Source organism: Chryseobacterium sp. Bi04 (genome assembly GCF_918698085.1).
In the GTDB taxonomy this organism is placed as follows: domain Bacteria; phylum Bacteroidota; class Bacteroidia; order Flavobacteriales; family Weeksellaceae; genus Chryseobacterium.
Window position 1 is genome coordinate 891804 of sequence record NZ_CAKKLP010000001.1, and the last position, 20460, is coordinate 912263.

Annotated in this window: 17 protein-coding genes; 9 read left to right on the top strand and 8 right to left on the bottom strand. The window is 37.7% G+C overall.

What is annotated here, in order from left to right; all coding sequences use genetic code 11:
- Positions 1-3 precede the first annotated feature (3 nt).
- The 6 genes from fusA to LQV47_RS03915 all read left to right on the top strand — a co-directional run bounded on the left by fusA (position 4) and on the right by LQV47_RS03915 (position 7418).
- Entirely contained in the window at positions 4-2121 is a 2118-nt protein-coding gene (gene fusA / locus LQV47_RS03890; protein ID WP_230034057.1) for an elongation factor G, read from the top strand.
- 16 nt (positions 2122-2137) lie between these two features.
- The gene (rpsJ, locus tag LQV47_RS03895; RefSeq protein WP_002661363.1) at positions 2138-2443 is read left to right on the top strand and encodes a 30S ribosomal protein S10; all 306 of its coding nucleotides are present in this window, start codon (positions 2138-2140) and stop codon (positions 2441-2443) included.
- A gap of 321 nt (positions 2444-2764) precedes the next feature.
- Complete coding sequence (locus LQV47_RS03900; protein ID WP_230034059.1) at positions 2765-4771, top strand: TonB-dependent receptor; 2007 nt, start codon at positions 2765-2767, stop codon at positions 4769-4771.
- A gap of 29 nt (positions 4772-4800) precedes the next feature.
- Positions 4801-5421, top strand: coding sequence for a hypothetical protein (locus tag LQV47_RS03905; RefSeq protein ID WP_230034061.1), 621 nt, complete (start codon positions 4801-4803; stop codon positions 5419-5421).
- A 211-nt stretch (positions 5422-5632) separates the two neighbouring features.
- Positions 5633-6829, top strand: a complete 1197-nt coding sequence (locus tag LQV47_RS03910) for a PepSY-associated TM helix domain-containing protein (RefSeq protein WP_230034063.1) — start codon at positions 5633-5635, stop codon at positions 6827-6829.
- An 88-nt stretch (positions 6830-6917) separates the two neighbouring features.
- Positions 6918-7418, top strand: coding sequence for a low affinity iron permease family protein (locus LQV47_RS03915; protein WP_230034065.1), 501 nt, complete (start codon positions 6918-6920; stop codon positions 7416-7418).
- A 17-nt stretch (positions 7419-7435) separates the two neighbouring features.
- Here the strand turns inward: LQV47_RS03915 and LQV47_RS03920 are convergent, their stop codons facing one another.
- From LQV47_RS03920 to LQV47_RS03955, 8 genes are all read right to left on the bottom strand, one after another.
- Positions 7436-8446 (bottom strand): terpene synthase, encoded by a 1011-nt coding sequence (locus LQV47_RS03920; protein WP_230034067.1) that lies wholly within the window; start codon positions 8444-8446, stop codon positions 7436-7438.
- A gap of 201 nt (positions 8447-8647) precedes the next feature.
- The gene (locus LQV47_RS03925) at positions 8648-11374 is read right to left on the bottom strand and encodes a hypothetical protein (RefSeq protein ID WP_230034069.1); all 2727 of its coding nucleotides are present in this window, start codon (positions 11372-11374) and stop codon (positions 8648-8650) included.
- A 90-nt stretch (positions 11375-11464) separates the two neighbouring features.
- A complete protein-coding gene (locus LQV47_RS03930) occupies positions 11465-12436 on the bottom strand; it encodes a hypothetical protein (RefSeq protein ID WP_230034071.1) in 972 nt (323 codons plus the stop codon).
- Positions 12437-12734: 298 nt separating this feature from the next.
- On the bottom strand, positions 12735-13154 hold the full coding sequence (locus tag LQV47_RS03935) for a hypothetical protein (protein WP_230034073.1): 420 nt from the start codon (positions 13152-13154) through the stop codon (positions 12735-12737).
- 259 nt (positions 13155-13413) lie between these two features.
- Complete coding sequence (locus LQV47_RS03940; RefSeq protein WP_230034075.1) at positions 13414-14214, bottom strand: hypothetical protein; 801 nt, start codon at positions 14212-14214, stop codon at positions 13414-13416.
- Positions 14215-14221: 7 nt separating this feature from the next.
- The gene (locus tag LQV47_RS03945; RefSeq protein WP_230034077.1) at positions 14222-14953 is read right to left on the bottom strand and encodes an MIP/aquaporin family protein; all 732 of its coding nucleotides are present in this window, start codon (positions 14951-14953) and stop codon (positions 14222-14224) included.
- Between the two features lie 24 nt (positions 14954-14977).
- Complete coding sequence (glpK, locus tag LQV47_RS03950) at positions 14978-16474, bottom strand: glycerol kinase GlpK (protein WP_230034079.1); 1497 nt, start codon at positions 16472-16474, stop codon at positions 14978-14980.
- Positions 16475-16487: 13 nt separating this feature from the next.
- Positions 16488-18080, bottom strand: a complete 1593-nt coding sequence (locus tag LQV47_RS03955) for a glycerol-3-phosphate dehydrogenase/oxidase (RefSeq protein ID WP_230034081.1) — start codon at positions 18078-18080, stop codon at positions 16488-16490.
- Between the two features lie 116 nt (positions 18081-18196).
- On the opposite strand from LQV47_RS03955, the gene LQV47_RS03960 reads away from it, so the two are divergent.
- From LQV47_RS03960 to rplD, 3 genes are all read left to right on the top strand, one after another.
- Complete coding sequence (locus LQV47_RS03960; protein WP_230034083.1) at positions 18197-18958, top strand: DeoR/GlpR family DNA-binding transcription regulator; 762 nt, start codon at positions 18197-18199, stop codon at positions 18956-18958.
- 253 nt (positions 18959-19211) lie between these two features.
- Positions 19212-19838 (top strand): 50S ribosomal protein L3, encoded by a 627-nt coding sequence (gene rplC, locus LQV47_RS03965; RefSeq protein ID WP_027371722.1) that lies wholly within the window; start codon positions 19212-19214, stop codon positions 19836-19838.
- Positions 19829-20458, top strand: coding sequence for a 50S ribosomal protein L4 (gene rplD / locus LQV47_RS03970; RefSeq protein WP_047491412.1), 630 nt, complete (start codon positions 19829-19831; stop codon positions 20456-20458). The genes rplC and rplD overlap by 10 nt, the downstream gene beginning before the upstream one ends.
- The last annotated feature ends 2 nt before the right edge of the window (positions 20459-20460 follow it).

Sequence of the window (20460 nt, forward strand, 5' to 3'; positions counted from 1 at the left end):
GAAATGGGAAGAGATCTTAAATTTACAAGAAATATTGGTATTGCTGCGCATATTGATGCCGGTAAAACTACCACTACAGAAAGGATTTTATTCTATACAGGGGTAAACCACAAAATTGGAGAGGTTCACGATGGTGCTTCTACAATGGACTGGATGGAGCAGGAAGCTGAAAGAGGTATCACAATTACTTCTGCTGCTACTACTTGTTCTTGGAACTTTCCAACTGATCAAGGAAAAGCTTTACCTGAAACTAAACCTTATCACTTCAACATCATCGATACACCGGGACACGTTGACTTCACAGTAGAAGTAAACAGATCTTTAAGAGTATTGGATGGTTTGGTATTCTTATTCTCTGCAGTAGATGGAGTAGAGCCTCAGTCTGAAACAAACTGGAGACTTGCTGACAACTACAAAGTAGCTAGAATGGGATTCGTAAACAAAATGGACAGACAAGGTGCTGACTTCCTTAACGTGGTAAACCAGGTTAAGACTATGTTAGGATCAAACGCAGTTCCTATCGTTTTACCAATCGGTGCTGAAGAAGATTTCAAAGGGGTTGTAGACTTAATTAAAAACAGAGCGATCATCTGGGATGAAGCAGGACAAGGAGCTACTTTCGAAGTAGTGCCAATTCCTGAAGATATGAAAGATGAAGTTCTTGAATATAGAGAGAAATTAGTAGAAGCTGTTGCTGACTACGATGATACTTTGATGGAGAAATTCTTCGAAGATCCGGATTCAATCTCTGAAGAGGAAATCAACGAAGCTCTAAGAAAAGCTACTATCGATTTATCTATTATCCCAATGACTTGTGGTTCTTCATTTAAGAATAAAGGAGTACAGTTTATGTTGGATGCAGTATGTAAATATTTGCCTTCTCCATTAGATAAAGATGATATCAAAGGTACTGACCCTAGAACTGACGCTGAAATTACAAGAAAACCAGACGTAAACGAGCCTTTCTCGGCTTTAGCATTTAAGATTGCTACTGACCCGTTCGTGGGAAGATTAGCATTCTTCAGAGCATACTCTGGAAGACTAGATGCAGGTTCTTATATCTTGAACACCCGTTCAGGAGATAAAGAAAGAATCTCAAGAATCTATCAGATGCACGCTAACAAACAAAACCCGGTAGAATATATTGAAGCTGGTGATATTGGTGCTGCGGTAGGATTCAAATCTATCAAAACTGGTGATACAATGTGTGACGAGAAAAATCCAATCGTTCTTGAATCGATGGTTTTCCCTGATCCGGTAATTGGTATCGCTGTTGAGCCTAAAACTAAGGCTGACCAGGATAAAATGGGTAACGCATTAGCTAAATTAGCTGAAGAAGATCCTACGTTTACGGTTAGAACTGATGAGGCTTCAGGACAAACGATTATCTCTGGTATGGGTGAGCTTCACCTGGATATCATTGTTGATCGTATGAGAAGAGAATTCAAAGTTGAAGTAAACCAGGGTCAACCACAGGTAGAATACAAAGAAAACTTAACAAAAGTTGCCCAGCACAGAGAGGTTTACAAAAAACAATCTGGAGGTAAAGGTAAATTTGCTGATATCGTATTTGAATTAGGACCTGCAGACGAAGGTAAAATTGGTTTAGAATTCATCAATGAGATCAAGGGTGGTAACGTTCCTAGAGAATTTGTTCCTGCAATTGAAAAAGGCTTTAAAGCTGCAATGAAGAACGGTCCTTTGGCTGGTTTCGAAGTTGAAGGTATTAAAGTTATTCTTAAAGACGGATCTTTCCACGCAGTGGATTCTGATGCTCTTTCTTTTGAAATGGCTGCTAAATTAGGATTTAAAGAAGCGGGACGTGCTGCTAAGCCAGTAATCATGGAGCCTATTATGAAACTGGAAGTTGTAACTCCAGAAGAATATATGGGTAACATCATTGGTGACCTTAACAAAAGGAGAGGTACGATCAGTGGTCAGGAAGAAAAGAACGGTGCTGTTGTAATCAAAGGTTCAGTTCCACTTTCTGAAATGTTTGGATATGTAACGACTCTAAGAACACTTTCATCAGGAAGAGCTACTTCTTCTATGGAATTAGAGAAGTACCAAGCAACTCCACAAAACGTTGCTGAAGAAATCATTGCTAAAGCAAAAGGTTAATTTTTAAATTAAAGAAATGTCACAAAGAATCAGAATAAAACTAAAATCTTACGATTACAACTTGGTAGACAAGTCTGCTGAGAAAATCGTAAAAACGGTAAAGGCTACTGGTGCTGTTGTAAACGGTCCAATTCCATTGCCAACGAATAAGAGAATCTTCACTGTGTTGAGATCTCCGCACGTAAACAAGAAAGCAAGAGAGCAGTTCCAATTGTCAGCTCACAAGAGACTGATGGATATCTACTCTTCTTCTTCTAAAACTGTTGATGCTCTAATGAAATTAGAACTTCCTTCAGGTGTAGACGTTGAAATTAAAGTGTGATAACTGCATACTTTGCAATGATTATACAATCCGTTCCTTTTTAGGAACGGATTTTTTTTTTTTGCTATCAACCTCTCCATACTACGACCTCCATTTTTGAACAAAAAAATTTATCTTTTTTCAGGTTTTACTTTTTATAACCATATGCCGGCTTTGACATGATACTACTAATGATGCTATGTATCTGTTGGCATATTGTAAGCAGACTGTTGCGTTGGTTGTTGATCCGGTATTGATTAGTCTTTTGCAGGTGACATATGTCAGTGTGATTCATTTTATTTAGAATCAATAAAAACAATAAATTTGCAAAAAAAATTATTGATGAAAAAAATCGTGTCTTTTTCTCTACTTGTTTTAGGAGCAACTTTTGTAAATGCCCAGAAAATAAAGGATACTTTAAAAAGTAGCAATATTGATGAAGTCGTAATAACAGGAGCAGGATATGCACAGAAAGTTAAAGATGCTCCGGCAACTATTTCTGTAATAAGCCAGGCTGATATTAAAAAGAGAGCTTACAGAGATATTACAGATGCTTTACAGGATATCCCCGGAGTATTTATTACAGGTGGAGGAAGTACCAGCGATTTTTCAATAAGAGGAGCGGAATCCGGCCAGACTCTGGTATTAATAGATGGTAAAAGAATTAATACCAGAGAAACAAGACCCAATTCTGATGGACCTGGGATTGAACAGGGGTGGATGCCTCCATTGGAAACCATCGAAAGAATAGAAGTGGTGAAAGGACCGATGTCTTCATTATATGGTTCTGATGCTATGGGAGGAGTTATCAATATCATCACTAAGAAACTTACAGACAGATGGAAAGGATCTGTAGGAACAAGCCTTATTCAGCAGGTTCATAAAGAATCCGGTAATACCTACCAGATTGACGGCTACGCTGCCGGTTCTATAGTAAAAGATCTTCTTCAAATGAAAATTACGGGAAGCTATTCCGACAGAAATGAAGATACATTTGTGGGTGGATTTACAGAAAGAGTGATTAAAGCTTTTGGAACAGAATTGAGCCTTACCCCTGATCAGAAAAATGTTTTCAAGTTAAACTATGACTTTAACCGTCAGGAACGGAACCAGACCCCGGGATATTCTTTAGCTCCCAATGCAAAAAGCTCACGTAATAATTATGAAAGAAATGTTCTTTCATTAAGTCATAAAGGTGATTATTCCAACTTTCATACGAATTCTTATCTGCAATATGATAATACCAATAACCCTAACAGGGATATGAGGTATCAGACTTTCGTTGCCTATAGCCTTAATAATTTCAATATTAAAAAGCATGTTATCAGTTTTGGTGGCGAATATAGATATGAAAAACTGATTGATTTCGGAAATAAAATTAAATCGGAAGGAGAAATCATCAACGAGCTGACCCGTTGGAATTGGTCTGCTTTTGCAGAAGGAAACTGGAGCTTGTTTGATAAACTTCACTTAGTGACAGGTGCACGTTTGGATAATGATCAAAACTATGGTTCCAATTTTACACCAAGAGGATATTTGGTATGGAATGTTACCAATAACTTTACTCTAAAAGGAGGTACCTCCTGGGGATATAAAGCTCCGGGACTGAGAGCCGTAAACCCAGGATGGGGACAGGTAACAGGTGGAGGAACTTCAGATGGTGTGATTATCGGAAACAAAGATCTTAAGCCGGAAAAAAGCTTTAACCAGGAAGTGACTGTTATGTTTGAAGATAATAAGAAAGTGATTAATTTAAGCGTGACAGGTTTTAATACAGACTTTAAAAACAAACTGGTAGAAGTAAGAAAATGTAATAACACTGAAGAGTGTAAACAGTTTGAAAACATATACAATCATGTGTATGATTTTATTTCAACAAGAGAAAATTTAGGGAAGGCTAATAGCATGGGAATAGAAGCTAACCTAGGTGTAAATGTGACGAAAAGTATCGTGTTAAAAACGAATTATACATATACAGATACTAAGATTAAATCCGATGAGATTCCTGCACTTTACAATAAACCATACGCAAGAATTCCTAAGCACATGGCTAATGTAAATCTTTCATGGAAAGCAAACGATAGCTTTGAGTTTTGGTCAAGAGGTAATTATAGAAGCGAAAGCCAGCCTGGAGTAAACAGAGGTAAGGCCCAGGAGTATCCTATACCCTCATACTTCTTATGGGATTTAGGAACCGTGTACAGATTGAATAAAAATGTGCGTTTCACCTTTGGAGTGTACAATATTCTGGATAAAAATATTCGTAATGATGCCTCTGATCCGGCTAGTAATTTCGGTTTCAGGATTGATGGAATCAGATATCAGTTTGGCGCTAATTACCTCTTCTAATCATTGACAAAACCATAAAATAAAATATAATGAATAATACGTATATCAAAACTATTGTAGTAGCAGTAACAACATTATTGGTTGTTTCATGTTCCGGAGACAAAAAGAAAGGAATCGATTACAACCAGTTTAAAACTGAAATACAGCTTACACCGGATCAGACGAAAAGCTTTGACGAGATCACTAAAAAATACCAGGATCTTCAGGAGCAGAACTTCCAGGCTGCAAAAGCTCAGGGAGGAAATATGGACCGTGTAGCTTTAGGAATAAAAAATGAAGAGCTGAGAGCACAGCAGTCTCTTGAGATGGCTAAAGTTTTAGATGGCCCGCAAATGGAACAGTTCAACAAATTCGTTGATGAAAACTCCAGAAAAAGACCAAGATATGACAACGCCCTTTTAGAAAGAATAAAAACAGAAGCACAGCTTTCCGAAGACGAATTTAAAGTAGTCAATGCAGCGAATGATGCATTTGAAAAAGCATTCAACGATGCCCACGATGTCTATCATGGCAACAATGATTTAGCTAAAGAATACTGGGAAAAATTTGATGCACAGAGAAAAGCAGCAATTCAAAAAACACTTACTCCTGAACATTATACGAAATTCGAAGAGATCGTAAAAGAGGTTCAGTTTAAAGGAAGAAAATAATTTGATCCGGATCCCGTCCGGAGAAGGGGAAACTAAGTTCTACCCGTATCACAGAACTTTTTTGTAAGACTTATACAGGTTATCATAGCTGGTTATTGAGCTACATTAATTTGCAGGTCACCCTTTAAAATTATCAATCATTCATATCAATTTTAATTTAAAAAAACATTAAGGTGACCCAACCATCTTAATGTTTTTGTTATGAGTCCAAATGAAGTTATTGTTTAAAAGCCTTTACCGGAAAAAAAGAAAGAATGAATCGGTCACTAAATATCTGATGTGGCTTATTCATCTTTGGTTGGGACTTTTATCTTGTATCATCGTTTTTGTGATGTGTCTTACCGGTTGTCTGTATGCATTCAAAAACCAGATTATAGAATTTACGAACAGAGAAAAAGTATATATCAGCTCAGCTTCCGGAAAAATTAAAAGCCCTGATCTGATCCGGTCAGAGTTATTACAGCAGAACAAAGAACTGACTTCTCTTCTGATTCCGGATGATAAAGGAAGAAGCTATGTTATTGGATATCGGGAGAATCAATTAGATAAAAGTACCTACTACAATCAGTATACAGGAGAAATTCTTGGGTCGGCAGATATAGGAGCGAGCTATTTCTTTGAAGTGGTACTTGATATTCACAGAAACCTTATGATGGGAAATGCCGGACGCCAGGTGGTAGGAGCTTCGGCTCTTATATTTTGTGTGCTGCTGATTTCAGGATTCATCCTCTGGCTTCCCAAAAAGCTGAAGTTTTTAAAGCAAGGCCTGACTGTCATGTTGAAAGCAAAGTTTCAGCGACTGAATTACGACCTGCATAATACCCTGGGATTTTACAGCTTCCTGATGCTTTTCTTTATTGCTGTTACAGGATTGTATATCACCTATCCATGGGTGAAAAATGGTCTTATTGTGAGTCTCGGAGGATCTTCAATTGATCATATTTCAGATAATAACGAAGATGGGGATGATCCGTTCAGCGGGCTTATGGAAGATATGCTTCAAAAGCAGGATGAAAAGAAAAATTTTAAAAATGCAGCTTCAGCCTCCATCGATACAATTTTACAGCTTTCGGACCGGTATCTTCCTTATACTGCCGTTACAAGCGTAGAGTTGCCTAATAAGGATAACCCCCGATATGTGATCATAAAAACAAACAGGCAGAATCTGCTGGGAATGATGCTTCAGGATGAAGTGACATTTGATAAAACCGGAGTTTTTAAAACCAGGGAATTATTCTCTGCCAAGCCTCTCAATAAACAGTTTACGGCACTTGCCAAACCTTTACATACGGGAGAAATCATGGGGTTGCCCAGTATCATTCTATATTTTGTAGTATCTCTTATTGGATGTTCTTTGCCGGTTACAGGATTTCTGATCTGGTGGCACAGGCTGAAGAAAACAAAATAAAAGATACCACTTCTCATTTGAAAACTCAACTTTGTTAATCCCGGTTCATGTTAATTTTATACATTTATTATGTAAAATAACTTCTATCATGAGTCACAAGAATAATAATTTTTTTGAAAAGTTTTCAAACGGGGCAGTAAAATTTACGGGAAGCCCTGTTGCATTTATCGGTGCTATGCTCCTGGTGATTGTCTGGGCGGTAACAGGTCCGTTTTTCGACTATTCGGAAACCTGGCAGCTTGTGATCAACACAGGAACTACTATCATTACATTCTTAATGGTATTCCTTATTCAAAAAGCCCAGAATAAAGATTCTAAAGCCATACAGATAAAGCTGAACGAGCTGATAGCTGCCCACGAAAAGGCCAGTAACAGAATTGTAGATATCGAAGACCTTACGGAAGTGGATCTGGACCAGCTCCACCATTATTACGAAAATCTGGCTCAGTTTGCAAAAAAGGATGCGGATATTCATACTTCACATTCTATTGATGCAGCACAGAGAAATCAGAATTACAAGCATGAATTTTTCAAAAATAAACATGAAGAATGGCTGAAGAAGAAAGAGCAAAAAAAGGAATCAGAATGATCCCTTTTTTAATAATATTATTTGCTGGTATATTCACCTTCTACATACCCTCCATTTATATAACGGGAGGTGTCATTTGTATGCCAGGCATATACACCGGCTACCATAATGCCAAGATCCTCTACGTAATTTCGGACCATATCCTGCCATTGGCCAAAAGAAGGCAAATGTTCCTGCAATATCAAAAATTCCTTTAAATAATTATCATGTACTTCCAGAGCCATCATATAGGCCTCTTTTATTGACGTTTTATGCTCTTGCTGCAATACTTTCACCAGATTCATCGTATCCTCTTCTCTATGCAGTTCTTTTGGTAAAGAAATAATATCATTATGTATTCCGATCATCAGAGAACAAATTGTATGAAGGCGTTGAATGTGTAAATGCTCCAATACGCTGTCAGGGAGCTGACGATAATCTTTTTGCATAGCTACATACTTACAAAAAGGCTGTACTCCGCTTGTCGCTTCGCGAATTAATAAATAAACAGGCAGAGGAGGGATGGTATTTGATCTGTAGTATACTCTTTCGTCCGCATATCCGATAAGCACTTCGTGCAGTGACTTTAGAAATTTTTTATAGTGCCGTTCCGGCATTTCACATGCAATGACGTTCTGTCTTAATATCCAGAATTGATGAAATATACCATTGTTAGTTGGTTCATTAGGATCATCACCAGTGAGTAAAGCCATAATACGAGTCGCTATTTCTGTCATTTCATCATGGGAGCAGCGATCAAAATAATCGTCCATCATGGCCCCATCAGCAGCATAACTGGCTAATGGCCTCAATTCCGCCAGGTTCTTTAAAAAAGGACAACCACGTGCTGCAATGTCAGTCAGGTTGTGTTGCTTGTGTTTTTCACGGGCTTCTTTACTGTGAAAAATATACTCCTTGTCAATCCAATCATAATATTCTTCTCGCTGAAGTTGAAAATCAGGATGTATAGAATCGGGGAAAGGATACTTGGGCTTGGGTAATTGTTGTAATCCTGCGTAAAATTCATTATCTGAAATTGTTGCTTTCATGGTTTTTATTAATGGTTTTAGTTTAATAAATCATTATTAGTAATGATATTGTGAAAATAACAATAAAAATGAGTATAAAGTAATTGTATGTTGTGAATTTTTAGAGATTTTTAATATGTAAGGCCTAAAAACTGGAATATATAAACGTACGATATAAAATAAAAACCTCTGATGATTCAGAGGTTTTTTTATGCAGTGATATTATCTCATAAAGTAACTGAAATAAGAACAGCTTCCCATCAGCGCTTTTGAGGTTTCAGTATCTGAGTACTGTGTTTTCAATTGTGCAAAATAGGTTCTGTATTTCTGATTTCTCAGATTGTCCAGTTCTTTTTGGTGGGCATCAGATTTTTCAGACCACTTAGGATCAGAATAATCATAATCCATCTGGTTTTTTGCTTCATATTGATAGTATTTCCCTTGCTCAGCACTAGCCATCTGGAAAAGAACTCTTGCTTTTTCTTCTTTATTATTGGAAAGCTTCAGTGCTTTTTGATAATAATTAATCGCCAGGTCAAAATTGTCAGGCTCAATATAAGAAGTGTCCAGAAAGTTTTTGTAATAATATTTATAAGGGTTCTTTCTGTCGGTATTCCAGAAATTATACTTTCCGCCGTTACTATTATCGATATCCATGACGAAGAGTTCTCTATAATATCCTAAAATAGAAGTGTTGTAGAGTAGATTTCCAATAAGCTGGTTGGCTTTGGCAGCTTTTTCATCGGCACCATTTCCGATCTTTTTAAGCTGAATCAGTACATCAGCAAGTTCAAGTTTATTCATACTGGTTTTGATGAAAGAGAAATCAGTATAGTTTTCAGCTTTCATGCTTTCAGTATCAGAACTTTGGAAACTTTCCCAAACATTGTGGCCAAATACAAGATTTGAAATATTATCAAAACCGTCATATTCAGTAGGTGTATATTGTTTGGCAGTGATGGTTTGACCGCTTTTTTCTGACCAGTCGTAATTGACTCTTGGGATTCCGGCAAATTTCTGTGCTTTTTCGTAATAGGATTTAGCCTTTTCAAAATCGGCAAGCCTCATGGCTCTGTCTCCATAGATGGTATTGAAAAATGCATCAATATTACCTACACTGTCCATGTTTTTGGCAATAACCTGCTGCTCAAACTGTGTTTTATCTGACTTTCTGTAAAAGTCTTCCACACTTTTTACCAAAGTTGAGTTCGGGTTGTACTGAAGATCAGAAAGCTTATTATTCATTAGGAATGATTTTCCATCCTCACCCTGAAGAAAGTAGCGGTTAGCCAGAACGTCTTTAAGGAAATCAGCAGTAGATGGTCCTTCCCCATAATAATCGAAATTATCCGTGGTGGCAGTATCTTTCTTCACTGGTTTTTCCACAAAGTATTCAGGATAATCTTTCATTAAATGATCCTCATATGCTGCATCTATTTTGGGCTGGGAAACAATATCATTCAGAACTTTCATTCTCTTGATCTCCTCCTGATACTCGGGATTGGTGGTTTTGATGTCATTAAGAATTTCAGAACTTGCTTTATAGTCTTTTTTCAAAAACTTAAGGTAAGCATTGGCAATCTGCCAGTATTCATCCTTAGATTTCTCCCTTGTTTTATCCGTGAATTTTTCCAGGTTATCAAGGAAGTCCTGTGTTTTCTGATCATAATAATAGCCTGTCCGGGTATAGAAAGGGATCCTGTCCGGATTACTGAAGAGCTCATCATCACTTTGACCAGCTTTAGCTTCGTCACCGGTTTTCCCAGACTTAGAACCTCCGAAAAGGTTTTTAAAGAATCTTACAATCTTTTGCCAGAAAGAAAGCTTTTCCTCTTTTACCTCTGTGGTAGTGGTACCTGCTGTATTGTCATTTGAAGCTTTGGTATCCGTTTTTCCTCTTTGTACAGAAACTCTTCCGGAAGCAGCGTCGGTATAATAATAAGTGGGAAGATAACTTCTTTCCAGCTCATTGATACTTCTTACGGCCATTACTTTCAGAATTTCAGAATCAGGATTAATATCATACATTTTTTCCATAACCGGAATAGGGTTGTTGAAATCCTCATACCCTAAAAGAAAATAAGCCATGTTTTTTTCCTCATTGGTATTGGCCCTTTTCATAATATTGCTGAAAGAAGCCGTATCCGAAAGCTTCATGGATACAAAAGAAGATTCCTTACGGTCTTTAGTGTTCATGAATACCTGGAAGAAGTTCCAGTTGGCATCACTGTTCATCTCAAGTCCCCTTTGAGCACCCGCCATTTGATCCAGTGCCATAAAATAAACAGCGCCTTTGAGCTTGATCGGCTCTATATAGGTTTTGAATGCCTGCAGTGAAGCATCATAATTTCTTGTGTAATGATTGAGACGTACCAGCTGATATCCGTAGCGCTGTTTAATCTCCGGATTTCTGGCAGCATTGTATAAAGAAGTTAAAGCAGCAATGGTTTTGTTGTAATCAAGAGCGGTTGCATTCTTTCTGTCGGCATTTCTGTCATAGTAAAATGAGTTTTCACTTTCAATATAATTGATGCTCATATAAGGCTCCAGATATTTGGCCTCAATTAAATAATCTATTCCCTCACGGTACTTCTGGTAAAATCCTGAACCCAGCTTTTGGAGAAGAGGATTAGAAGGATTACCATTTTTAAGACCATTGAGGTCATTCATACTGATCTTATAAACCAGGTCATAAGCTTCAGCATGATTAAGCTGGTTGCCAAAATACTTCTTCCATGTTTCCAGATTGTCATCAGGAATCAATGAGGTTTTATAGCCCGTATAAAATCTGCTGGAATAGTTGTGCAGAAAAGGAAGATAAGATTTATCTTTAATAATACTCTGGGTAAAAAGATTGAAGTATTCATAGTCAGGATCTGACCAGGCACAGGCATCAGATTTCGTATAGAAAAGAGAGGCCACTGCAAGCGAAAGAATATACTTTTTCATATGTAGAGTGGTGTTTTTAATTTTTTTATAATGATTAATAATTTAAAGTCTTGCAGACACTCATGCAATGCCTTCATCGGTGATGATGATTTAAAATTTTCGATCTATCACAAATTTACTATCTAATTGATAATAAATAATATTAAAATGGGGTATTTTTTTCTCAAGAAAATGGATGACATCTTCCAGCTGCTCACTTGAAATTTCCTCTACCTTTATTTTAAAACCTTTATTCAGGTAGCTTCCAAAGTAAAAACCGTCCTTTAAAACTTCAGCTTCATTTTCAGAGATCTTTTTAAAATGTTCATTTTGCAGATCCTTTTTCGATAGTGCATTAATCAACTTATGCTTTTCCAGATGATTGGTAACAATTCCCCATGAATAAATAGGGAGCGCTACTTCAATAGTTTTGATGGGATAATCTTCCATTCGGGAAAGATAACTTTTTAATACAGCCACATCCAGAATCGAGTTTTTATCAGATTTTTCTAATGGGGAAGAAGTGGAGTAGCACATCAGATATACTTTTTCTACCGGCGGAATTCCGGTTTTCTTTTTATCTTTAACCTGATGAAGACGCAGAGTACAGGTGATATTCTTTCCGGAAACCCTTTTCAGCTCTTTTAGAAATGTAAAGTAATCATTACGTGTGCCGGCTGTCCAGTCGCAGTCGATCTGAATCTCATTGTTGATTTTTAAATGATATTCTTCTGCTTTCCTCTGTACTAAATGATGAATACTTTCCGCCAGGAATTTTATCTCCTCCGGAGAAATATTCAGTAAAGTCTGATTCGTGAGAAAAATAGTAGGTACAATCTGCTTATCGGTTTCAAAACTCTGGTCTTTGGTGATGACAGCCACAGGTTGAAACTTTCCTCCTATTTTATCAACATCAAAAAAACGGGTATATAAATAAGGAACAGAAGTATGTTCCAAGACTTTTTTCTCTTCCTGATTCAGTTTCAAATTGGTTTTCCAATAATAGAACGTATAAGGATGGTGCTCCTTCTTGCTACATGAAACAAGAAGAAAAAATATAAATAAGATTTTTAAAACTTTCATTGATGTAAAATACCTTCATAGTCACAATTCAACTCAGCCATTCTGCAATCCAGACAGCATTCGTTAATTTTTTCAAAATTAAAGATATTTAACCAATAAATAAGCCGTAAAATCCCGGTGATTCCTTATTCCTGACAAATGCCATAATCTCAAATTTCCTTCGCAACAAATCCTAACAATTCTTATAGCCATTCTCCTCCACTGGATAAGGGGCGAAAATGCAAAGAATTTTTGACGGGGTGGCCTTTTTCATTCCATTAAAAAAAACAATGCAAAGGAGTGGCACTATATGATCTCATTATTCATACAGCTCACTTTCACAGGTACAGGTTTCCTTATCCATACTCTCACTGGAAGAGCAGCAACCCTCAAGATTCTGAATATTCCCCTTTTCATCGGTCATAAAGATTTTATTTTTATCAAATTTCACAAAGAAGGTCTCATTAAATTTTTTGAAATGTACTTTCATGACTTTGTTTGTCCCATATTTACCTGCATTTATTTCTTCAGTAGTTTCCTTTCCGTTAGCCTGGTTCACCTGAACATACCCAAAAAAGACATCACCGTTTTTTTTCACATCCAGATAATAGTGAGGCGTGCCGGTGCCACTGTAGCCCTGCATAATATCAAAACTTCTATGTCCCGTAAAAGGAACTTTTACCTGTGCAAAAGACAAGATGCTGATACACAAAATCATAATACTGAAAAGTTTTTTCATAGTTCTTTTTTCTTCAAAAGTAAAAATATTTACTTAAATGATAAACCGTAAAATCCCGGTGATTGGAGGTAAAGCTATTATTAATCTCAGGCTTATGCTTCTACTATGTATAATATTCTTATAACTATTCCCCTCCACTGGTGGGGCGGCAAATCAAAGATTTGACGGGGTGGTTTAATTTGGCAGGATAGTCATTGTCATCCATAACAAAAAATCACCCCATAAGGAGTGATTCTATAGTCTTGTGGCAGCTATCCTGTTAAAAAACAGTAGCAGCAAGCTGAATCCTTGCAAACTTATTAGAAGGATTCCACATGGCCATCATATAAACAGGAAGGCTGTAATGGTCAGTAATTTTAACAACTTTACCGGCTTTTACACCTATGTTAACAATGTCGAAACTGTTTTTACCATTTCCATACAGAAAGTTTTTATCATTAAGAGCAAAGCCAGCCCCTACAAAGGCGTCCAGATTCACTTTCTGACCCTTTATTACCGGGTAACTTGCCTGAACATAGGTAGAATATTTATTCTTTTTATAACTTCCGTCCGGCTCAAGAACAACCTCTCCTGCATTGGCGCCCCCATAAAGCATAATATCTGCTTCAATATTAATAGGGAATGAAGGCCCGAACGTATAGTTGGTTCTTAAATCGATAATATGTGCCGTTCTCCTTTGTGAATAGCTGAAGATGTCGTCTGCAGCCACTGCGGTATTGATGTTTCTGGAGTTATAAAGATCCCAAAGCCCAATATAAAAACGTCCGTCAGAATATTGAACATAATAATTGATCTCTTTATAATGGGTATTGTCTTTATCATCTGCTAAAGCGGATGCTCCCCAGATTCCTATTTTCCATTTTTTTTCTGCATCCAGGGCATAGGAGAGATTCCCCATTACAACAGGCTTATCAGTAATGATTAAACCTCTCCATAAATGGTTGTTCTGAATGTTGGCAGTGAAATCAAGTCTGCTTTCCTTGGCCTCAGTGTTTTCCTGAGAAAATAATCTTCCGGAGGCTAACGCGAGGAGGAAGATTCCTTTTAAAATTTTCATCATCTGTTTTTTAAGTTAAGAGTCCATATAAAACAGCGGCAAGCACAGCTCCTATTACAGGTCCTGCTACAGGTATCCATGCATATCCCCAATCACTGCTTCCCTTTACAGGCAGAATAGCATGCATAATTCTTGGGGCAAGATCCCTTGCCGGGTTAATCGCATATCCTGTAGTTCCGCCCAGAGACAAACCTATTGCCCAGACAAGGAATGTAACAGGAAGAGCTCCTACAGTACCTAAGCCTACTTTTGCCGTAGGATCAGTAGCAATAGAAATACTGGGATCCGAAAAATGAAAGATGACAAATACCAGTACAAACGTTCCTATGATCTCACTGATAAGATTGGAAGAAGTCTTTCTGATAGCTGGTCCTGTACTGAAACAGGCAAGCATTCCCGGTTCATCTTCTGTTATAGCAAAATGATCCTTATGGAACAGCCAAACCAAGAAGGCTCCAAGCATTCCTCCGATCATTTGAGCGGCTATATAAGAAGGAACCAGATCCCAGGAGAATTTTCCTGCAGTGGCAAGACCAATGGTGACTGCCGGGTTCAGATGGGCGCCGCTTACAGGTCCGGCTACAGTGACGCCGATAAAGACAGCTAATGCCCATGCTGTTGTAATTACAATCCAACCGGAATTATTTCCTTTGGTTCCTTTTAAGACAACATTGGCGACAACGCCGTTGCCCAAGAGTATAAGAAGCATTGTTCCTATTAATTCTGCGATAAATGGTGTCATATGTGTATTTTTAAGGTCAGCGGGTTAATCTTCTATCCAGTTTTGAGAACGTGATACGGCTTTCTTCCACAAGTGGATCATTTTATCAACGCTTTCTTTATCCAACTGGGGATGGAAATCTTTGTCCACGATCCATTGGGACTGTATTTCATCAATATCTTTCCAATATCCTACAGCAAGGCCAGCCAGATAAGCGGCTCCCAATGCAGTGGTTTCAAGCGTCTGAGGTCTGGTGATTTTAAAACCAAACAGATCAGACTGTATCTGCATCAAAAGGTCACTTGCCGAAGCTCCTCCGTCTACTCTTAGTTCAAGACTTGCTCTTCCGGAATCTGCTTCCATAGATTTTACAATATCATAAACCTGGAAAGCAATACCTTCCAGTGTTGCTCTGGCAATATGTCCGTCCGTTGTTCCGCGTGTGAGGCCTGCAATAGTTCCACGTGCGTACTGATCCCAATGTGGTGCTCCTAATCCGGTAAGGGCAGGAACAAAATATACACCGCCATTGTCCTGAACAGATGCCGCCAGCTCATTCACTTCTTCAGAGGAACGAATAATTTTAAGACCGTCTCTCAACCATTGGATGGCTGCACCTCCTACAAATACACTGCCCTCCAATGCATAATTTACTTCTCCATTGATTTTCCAGGCTACGGTTGTTAGCAGGTTGTTTTTAGAAGAAACAGCTTCTTTTCCTGTATTCATTAACAAAAAGCAGCCGGTTCCGTATGTGTTTTTTACCATTCCCGGAGTGATGCACATTTGCCCGAATAAAGCTGCCTGCTGATCACCTGCAATACCTGCAATAGGAATTTTGGTAGAAAATAAAGTTGTGGCGGTTTCTCCGTATATTTCGCTGCTCTGTTTTACTTCGGGAAGAACAGCTCTGGGAATATTGAATAATTCCAGCAAATCATTATCCCATTCTAAGGTATGAATATTCAGAAGCATTGTTCTGCTGGCATTGGATACATCAGTGATAAACATTTTACCACGGGTAAGTTTCCATACAAGCCATGTGTCTACAGTTCCAAAACATAGTTTTCCTGCTTCTGCTTTGGCCCTTGCGCCCTCTACGTTATCAAGGATCCATTTTAGTTTTGTTGCAGAAAAGTAAGCATCTAATACAAGACCTGTTTTTTCTTTAATAACTTCAGCGTGACCCTTTTCTTTTAGTTCGTCACAATATTTAGAAGTTCTTCGGTCCTGCCATACAATGGCATTATAGATAGGTTCGCCGGTTTCTTTGTCCCATACAACAGTGGTTTCACGTTGATTGGTAATACCGATAGCGGCAACTTCCAGTCCGGAGATACCTGCTTTCGCTATCGTTTCTGCTGCTACGGAGATTTGTGATGACCAGATTTCATTCGGATCATGTTCTACCCAACCTGGTGTCGGGAATATTTGTCTGAAATCTTTCTGTGCTACAAATTTAATTTCTCCACTGTGGTTGAATAAGATCGCTCTGGAGGAAGTTGTCCCCTGGTCTAAAGCGAGAATTAATTTTTCATTCATAAAAGTGTACTAGTTAAGATTGAACTTTAGGTGAATAAGGCGTTAATAAATATCCTCTTGCTAAATCAATAAATTCATTTTCGTGTTGTTGCGTCCATTCTTCAGAATATCCTTTTTCCTCAGCAATTATTTTTGCAACAGTGTGAGCACTGTCTATAGCGGCTCTGGCATCTAAGAATAATAAACGGACCCTTCTTGATAATATATCCTCAATGGTTTCTGCCATCTCGTTTCTTATAGCCCATACAATTTCTGCAACGGTAAAAGGGTGTTCCGGATGTATTTTCTGAGAATAACGCGGGTTGCTTTCCTGTAAAGTTTTTATAGCCGGAATATCAGAACCGTAAACATAAAGATGGTTACTTCGGTCTACCTGTTCCGGTTTTACATTACCATGAATGGAAAGGTGCTCTGTTTTAGATGTAGTGTTTCCTAATCTGTGAACTTTCATTGCTTCATCTATAGTATCTTCCGCCATTTTACGGTAAGTTGTCCATTTTCCACCGATAATGGAAATAAGCCCTGTTTCAGAAGCAATAACTTTATGGCTTCTGGAAACCTCTTTTGTGCTTTTGCTTCCGTCTTTAGGAGCTGCCAGAGGACGTAATCCAGCGAATACAGATTTTACATCTTCACGGGTTGGCTTCTTGGCTAAATACTGTCTTGCTGTATTTAAAACAAAGCTGATCTCTTCTTCCAAAGCACGGGGCTCAAAACTTTCATCCTTTAAAAGCGTATCTGTAGTTCCTACCAAAGCTCTGTCGTGCCAGGGAACAACAAATAAAACCCTGCCGTCTGATGTTTTTGGAATCATGATCGCATCATCACTTTTCAGGAATGATTTATCAAGTACCAAATGGATTCCCTGGCTTGGAACAACAAGTTTACCATGCTTAGGGTTATTCATATTAAGGATGTCATTGGTAAATACCCCTGTTGCATTAATGACTACCTTAGCGTGAATCTGATATTGCTGCTTGGACAGTTGATCTTCTGCAACAACACCAATTACTTTATCAGCACCATCTTTCAGAAGATTGATCACCTTTACATAATTGATTGCGGTTCCTCCCTTTTCAATAATGGTTTGAGTTAAATTCACAGCAAGTCTGGCGTCATCGAACTGCCCGTCCTGGTAAACAACACCACTCATCAAATGATTTTGTTCAATAGTAGGGAGTTTTTCTACGGTCTTTGCTTTGCTGATGTATCTCGTTTTTCCCAGGCTCAGTTTCCCTGCAAGGAAATCATAAACAGATAAACCTATTTTATAATAGATTCCTCCCCACCAGGTATAGTTGGGAATAATAAAAGATTGATTTTTTACAATATGGGCTGCATTTTTAGCAAGAAGGCCTCTTTCTTTTAGCGCTTCTTTTACCAATCCTACATCTCCCTGTGCAAGATATCTTACTCCACCATGTACTAATTTTGTACTTCTGCTGGATGTTGCTTTTGCAAAATCATGAGATTCAAGCAATAAGGTTTTAAATCCTCTGCTTACTGCATCTAGTGCCGAACCTAAACCACTGGCTCCTCCTCCTATGACTATAAAGTCCCATTCCTTTACATTGGTTAATGTACTGAGTTCTTCGTTTCGTTTCATAAATGTTTCGTTTATGTTTCGTTTTCAAATATATAAATTAAAAATGAAAGCAAAAAGAAAATAAATGAAATTTTAGAGTATGAAAAAAAAACGCTAATTTTGATGAAACGAATAAAATGGAGAAGCTAATACCAAGGCATGATGAAATATTAAAAGAGCTGGATGAAAAAGGCCATGTTCTTGTACAGGATTTATGTGAAAAACTGAATGTTTCTTCGGTTACGATCCGAAAGGATTTGAACTATCTTGAAAGTTTAGGGCTTCTTTTTCGTAATCATGGGGGAGCAAGTAAGCAGGTAAGATATGCGTATGAAAAAAATGTAGGGGAGAAGGAGAATATTAATGTGGAAGCAAAACAGGCGATAGCAAAAGCGGCATTAGCGCTGATTCAGGAGAATGATTGTATTATATTAGCTTCCGGAACTACCATGCATTATCTTGCCCGGATGCTGGTGAATTTTGGTCCGCTTACGGTACTTACCTCTTCTTTGAGGGTGGCTATTGAGCTTTGCAATAATCCTAATATTAATATTATTCAGTTAGGGGGAGAAGTTCGTAAGAGTTCTACTTCTATAGTAGGATCTATTTCCGAAGGAATTCTCAGACAGTTTTCCTGTAATAAGCTTTTTCTGGGAGTAGATGGTATTGACCTTGAATTTGGAATCAGTACCTCTAATGCCGCAGAAGCCCATCTTAATCAGATGATGATCGACTGTGCTGATCAAACGGTGATTCTTGCAGATTCTTCAAAGCTCAATAAAAAAGGCTTTGGTAAAATCGCTTCATTAGATAAAATAGACTACCTGATTACAGATGCAGGTATTTCTGCTGAAGATGAGGCAGGATTGGAAGAAGCAGGCGTAAATGTGATCATATAAACAGATCCTCTTTCTAAATTCTTTTTTAAAATCAAAATAATCCATTGGAAAATTTGTTCCGGATTTTCTTAAAAAGTTCTAATTGATTAAAAATCAAAATATTTTACTTGAAAAATTTGTCAGTAATAAAATTATTCATACATTTGCACACTCATTTTAGGGGCGTAGTATGCCTATATCAGAAGTAGAAATTACTTTAGTCCTCCTGAAAATGGTGATAAAGAGAAAGATAAATTTTATTATAATATAAACAATGTCAGGTATTATTGGTAAGAAAATCGGTATGACATCTTTGTTTAACGAAGAAGGAAAAAACATTCCTTGTACAGTTATCCAAGCTGGTCCATGCTCGGTTTTACAGGTCAGAACCTTAGAAAAAGACGGTTATAAAGCTGTTCAATTAGGTTTCGATGACAAGAGTGAGAAGAACGTTGGTAAAGCGTTAGCTGGTCATTTTAAAAAGGCTGGTTCTGCTCCTAAAGCTAAATTAGTTGAATTCTACAGAGAATTCGTTGATGAAGTAAAAGTAGGAGAAGAAGTAAAAGTTGATCTATTCACTGAAGGTGAGTATGTTGACGTAACAGGTACTTCAAAAGGTAAAGGCTTCCAGGGTGTTGTTAAAAGACACGGATTTGGAGGTGTAATGCAGGCAACTCATGGTCAGCACAACAGACTTAGAGCTCCAGGTTCTATCGGTGCTGGTTCAGACCCTTCAAGAGTATTCAAAGGGATGAGAATGGCTGGAAGAATGGGAGGTGAGCAGGTAACTGTTCAAAACCTTCAGGTGTTAAAAGTTGATCAAGAACAAAATCTTTTAGTAGTAAAAGGTGCTGTTCCGGGAGCTAAAAATTCTTATGTAATTATCAGAAAATGGAACTAGTAGTATTAAATACATCAGGAAAAGAGACCGGAAGAAAAGTAACTCTAGACGAAACAGTATTCGGAATTGAGCCAAATCAGCACGCGGTTTACTTAGAAGTTAAACAGTACCTTGCTGCACAAAGACAAGGGACTCATAAATCGAAAGAAAGAAGCGAAATTACGGCTTCTACTAAAAAGCTTAAGAAGCAAAAAGGATCAGGATCTGCTAGATACGGGGATATCAAATCTCCAACTTTCAGAGGTGGAGGTAGAGTATTCGGACCAAAACCAAGAGACTATAGATTCAAATTGAACAAAGCTCTTAAGAGATTAGCTAAGAAATCTGTTTTATCTCAGAAAATGAGAGACAACAGCATCAGAGTTTTGGAAGATATGAGCTTAAGCGCTCCTAGAACTAAAGATTTCATTACTGTATTGAATGCTTTGGCATTAAACGATAAGAAAGCTTTATTCATCCTTCCTGAAGCTAACAAGAATGTGTATTTATCTTCAAGAAACTTACCTAAAGCTAAAGTAATGAACTTCAATGAAGTAAGTTCTTACGATTTAGTAAATGCAGGTGAAGTTGTATTCTTCGAAGGTGCAGTTGAAAAATTCCAGGAAAATCTAAAGAAATAAGT

Bases quoted from the DNA above. Each gene is read 5' to 3' on its own strand.
- fusA (WP_230034057.1), top strand. From the start codon at position 4: ATGGGAAGAGATCTTAAATTTACAAGAAATATTGGTATTGCTGCGCAT.
- rpsJ (WP_002661363.1), top strand. From the start codon at position 2,138: ATGTCACAAAGAATCAGAATAAAACTAAAATCTTACGATTACAACTTG.
- LQV47_RS03900 (WP_230034059.1), top strand. From the start codon at position 2,765: ATGAAAAAAATCGTGTCTTTTTCTCTACTTGTTTTAGGAGCAACTTTT.
- LQV47_RS03905 (WP_230034061.1), top strand. From the start codon at position 4,801: ATGAATAATACGTATATCAAAACTATTGTAGTAGCAGTAACAACATTA.
- LQV47_RS03910 (WP_230034063.1), top strand. From the start codon at position 5,633: ATGAAGTTATTGTTTAAAAGCCTTTACCGGAAAAAAAGAAAGAATGAA.
- LQV47_RS03915 (WP_230034065.1), top strand. From the start codon at position 6,918: ATGAGTCACAAGAATAATAATTTTTTTGAAAAGTTTTCAAACGGGGCA.
- LQV47_RS03920 (WP_230034067.1), bottom strand. From the start codon at position 8,446: ATGAAAGCAACAATTTCAGATAATGAATTTTACGCAGGATTACAACAA.
- LQV47_RS03925 (WP_230034069.1), bottom strand. From the start codon at position 11,374: ATGAAAAAGTATATTCTTTCGCTTGCAGTGGCCTCTCTTTTCTATACG.
- LQV47_RS03930 (WP_230034071.1), bottom strand. From the start codon at position 12,436: ATGAAAGTTTTAAAAATCTTATTTATATTTTTTCTTCTTGTTTCATGT.
- LQV47_RS03935 (WP_230034073.1), bottom strand. From the start codon at position 13,154: ATGAAAAAACTTTTCAGTATTATGATTTTGTGTATCAGCATCTTGTCT.
- LQV47_RS03940 (WP_230034075.1), bottom strand. From the start codon at position 14,214: ATGATGAAAATTTTAAAAGGAATCTTCCTCCTCGCGTTAGCCTCCGGA.
- LQV47_RS03945 (WP_230034077.1), bottom strand. From the start codon at position 14,953: ATGACACCATTTATCGCAGAATTAATAGGAACAATGCTTCTTATACTC.
- glpK (WP_230034079.1), bottom strand. From the start codon at position 16,474: ATGAATGAAAAATTAATTCTCGCTTTAGACCAGGGGACAACTTCCTCC.
- LQV47_RS03955 (WP_230034081.1), bottom strand. From the start codon at position 18,080: ATGAAACGAAACGAAGAACTCAGTACATTAACCAATGTAAAGGAATGG.
- LQV47_RS03960 (WP_230034083.1), top strand. From the start codon at position 18,197: ATGGAGAAGCTAATACCAAGGCATGATGAAATATTAAAAGAGCTGGAT.
- rplC (WP_027371722.1), top strand. From the start codon at position 19,212: ATGTCAGGTATTATTGGTAAGAAAATCGGTATGACATCTTTGTTTAAC.
- rplD (WP_047491412.1), top strand. From the start codon at position 19,829: ATGGAACTAGTAGTATTAAATACATCAGGAAAAGAGACCGGAAGAAAA.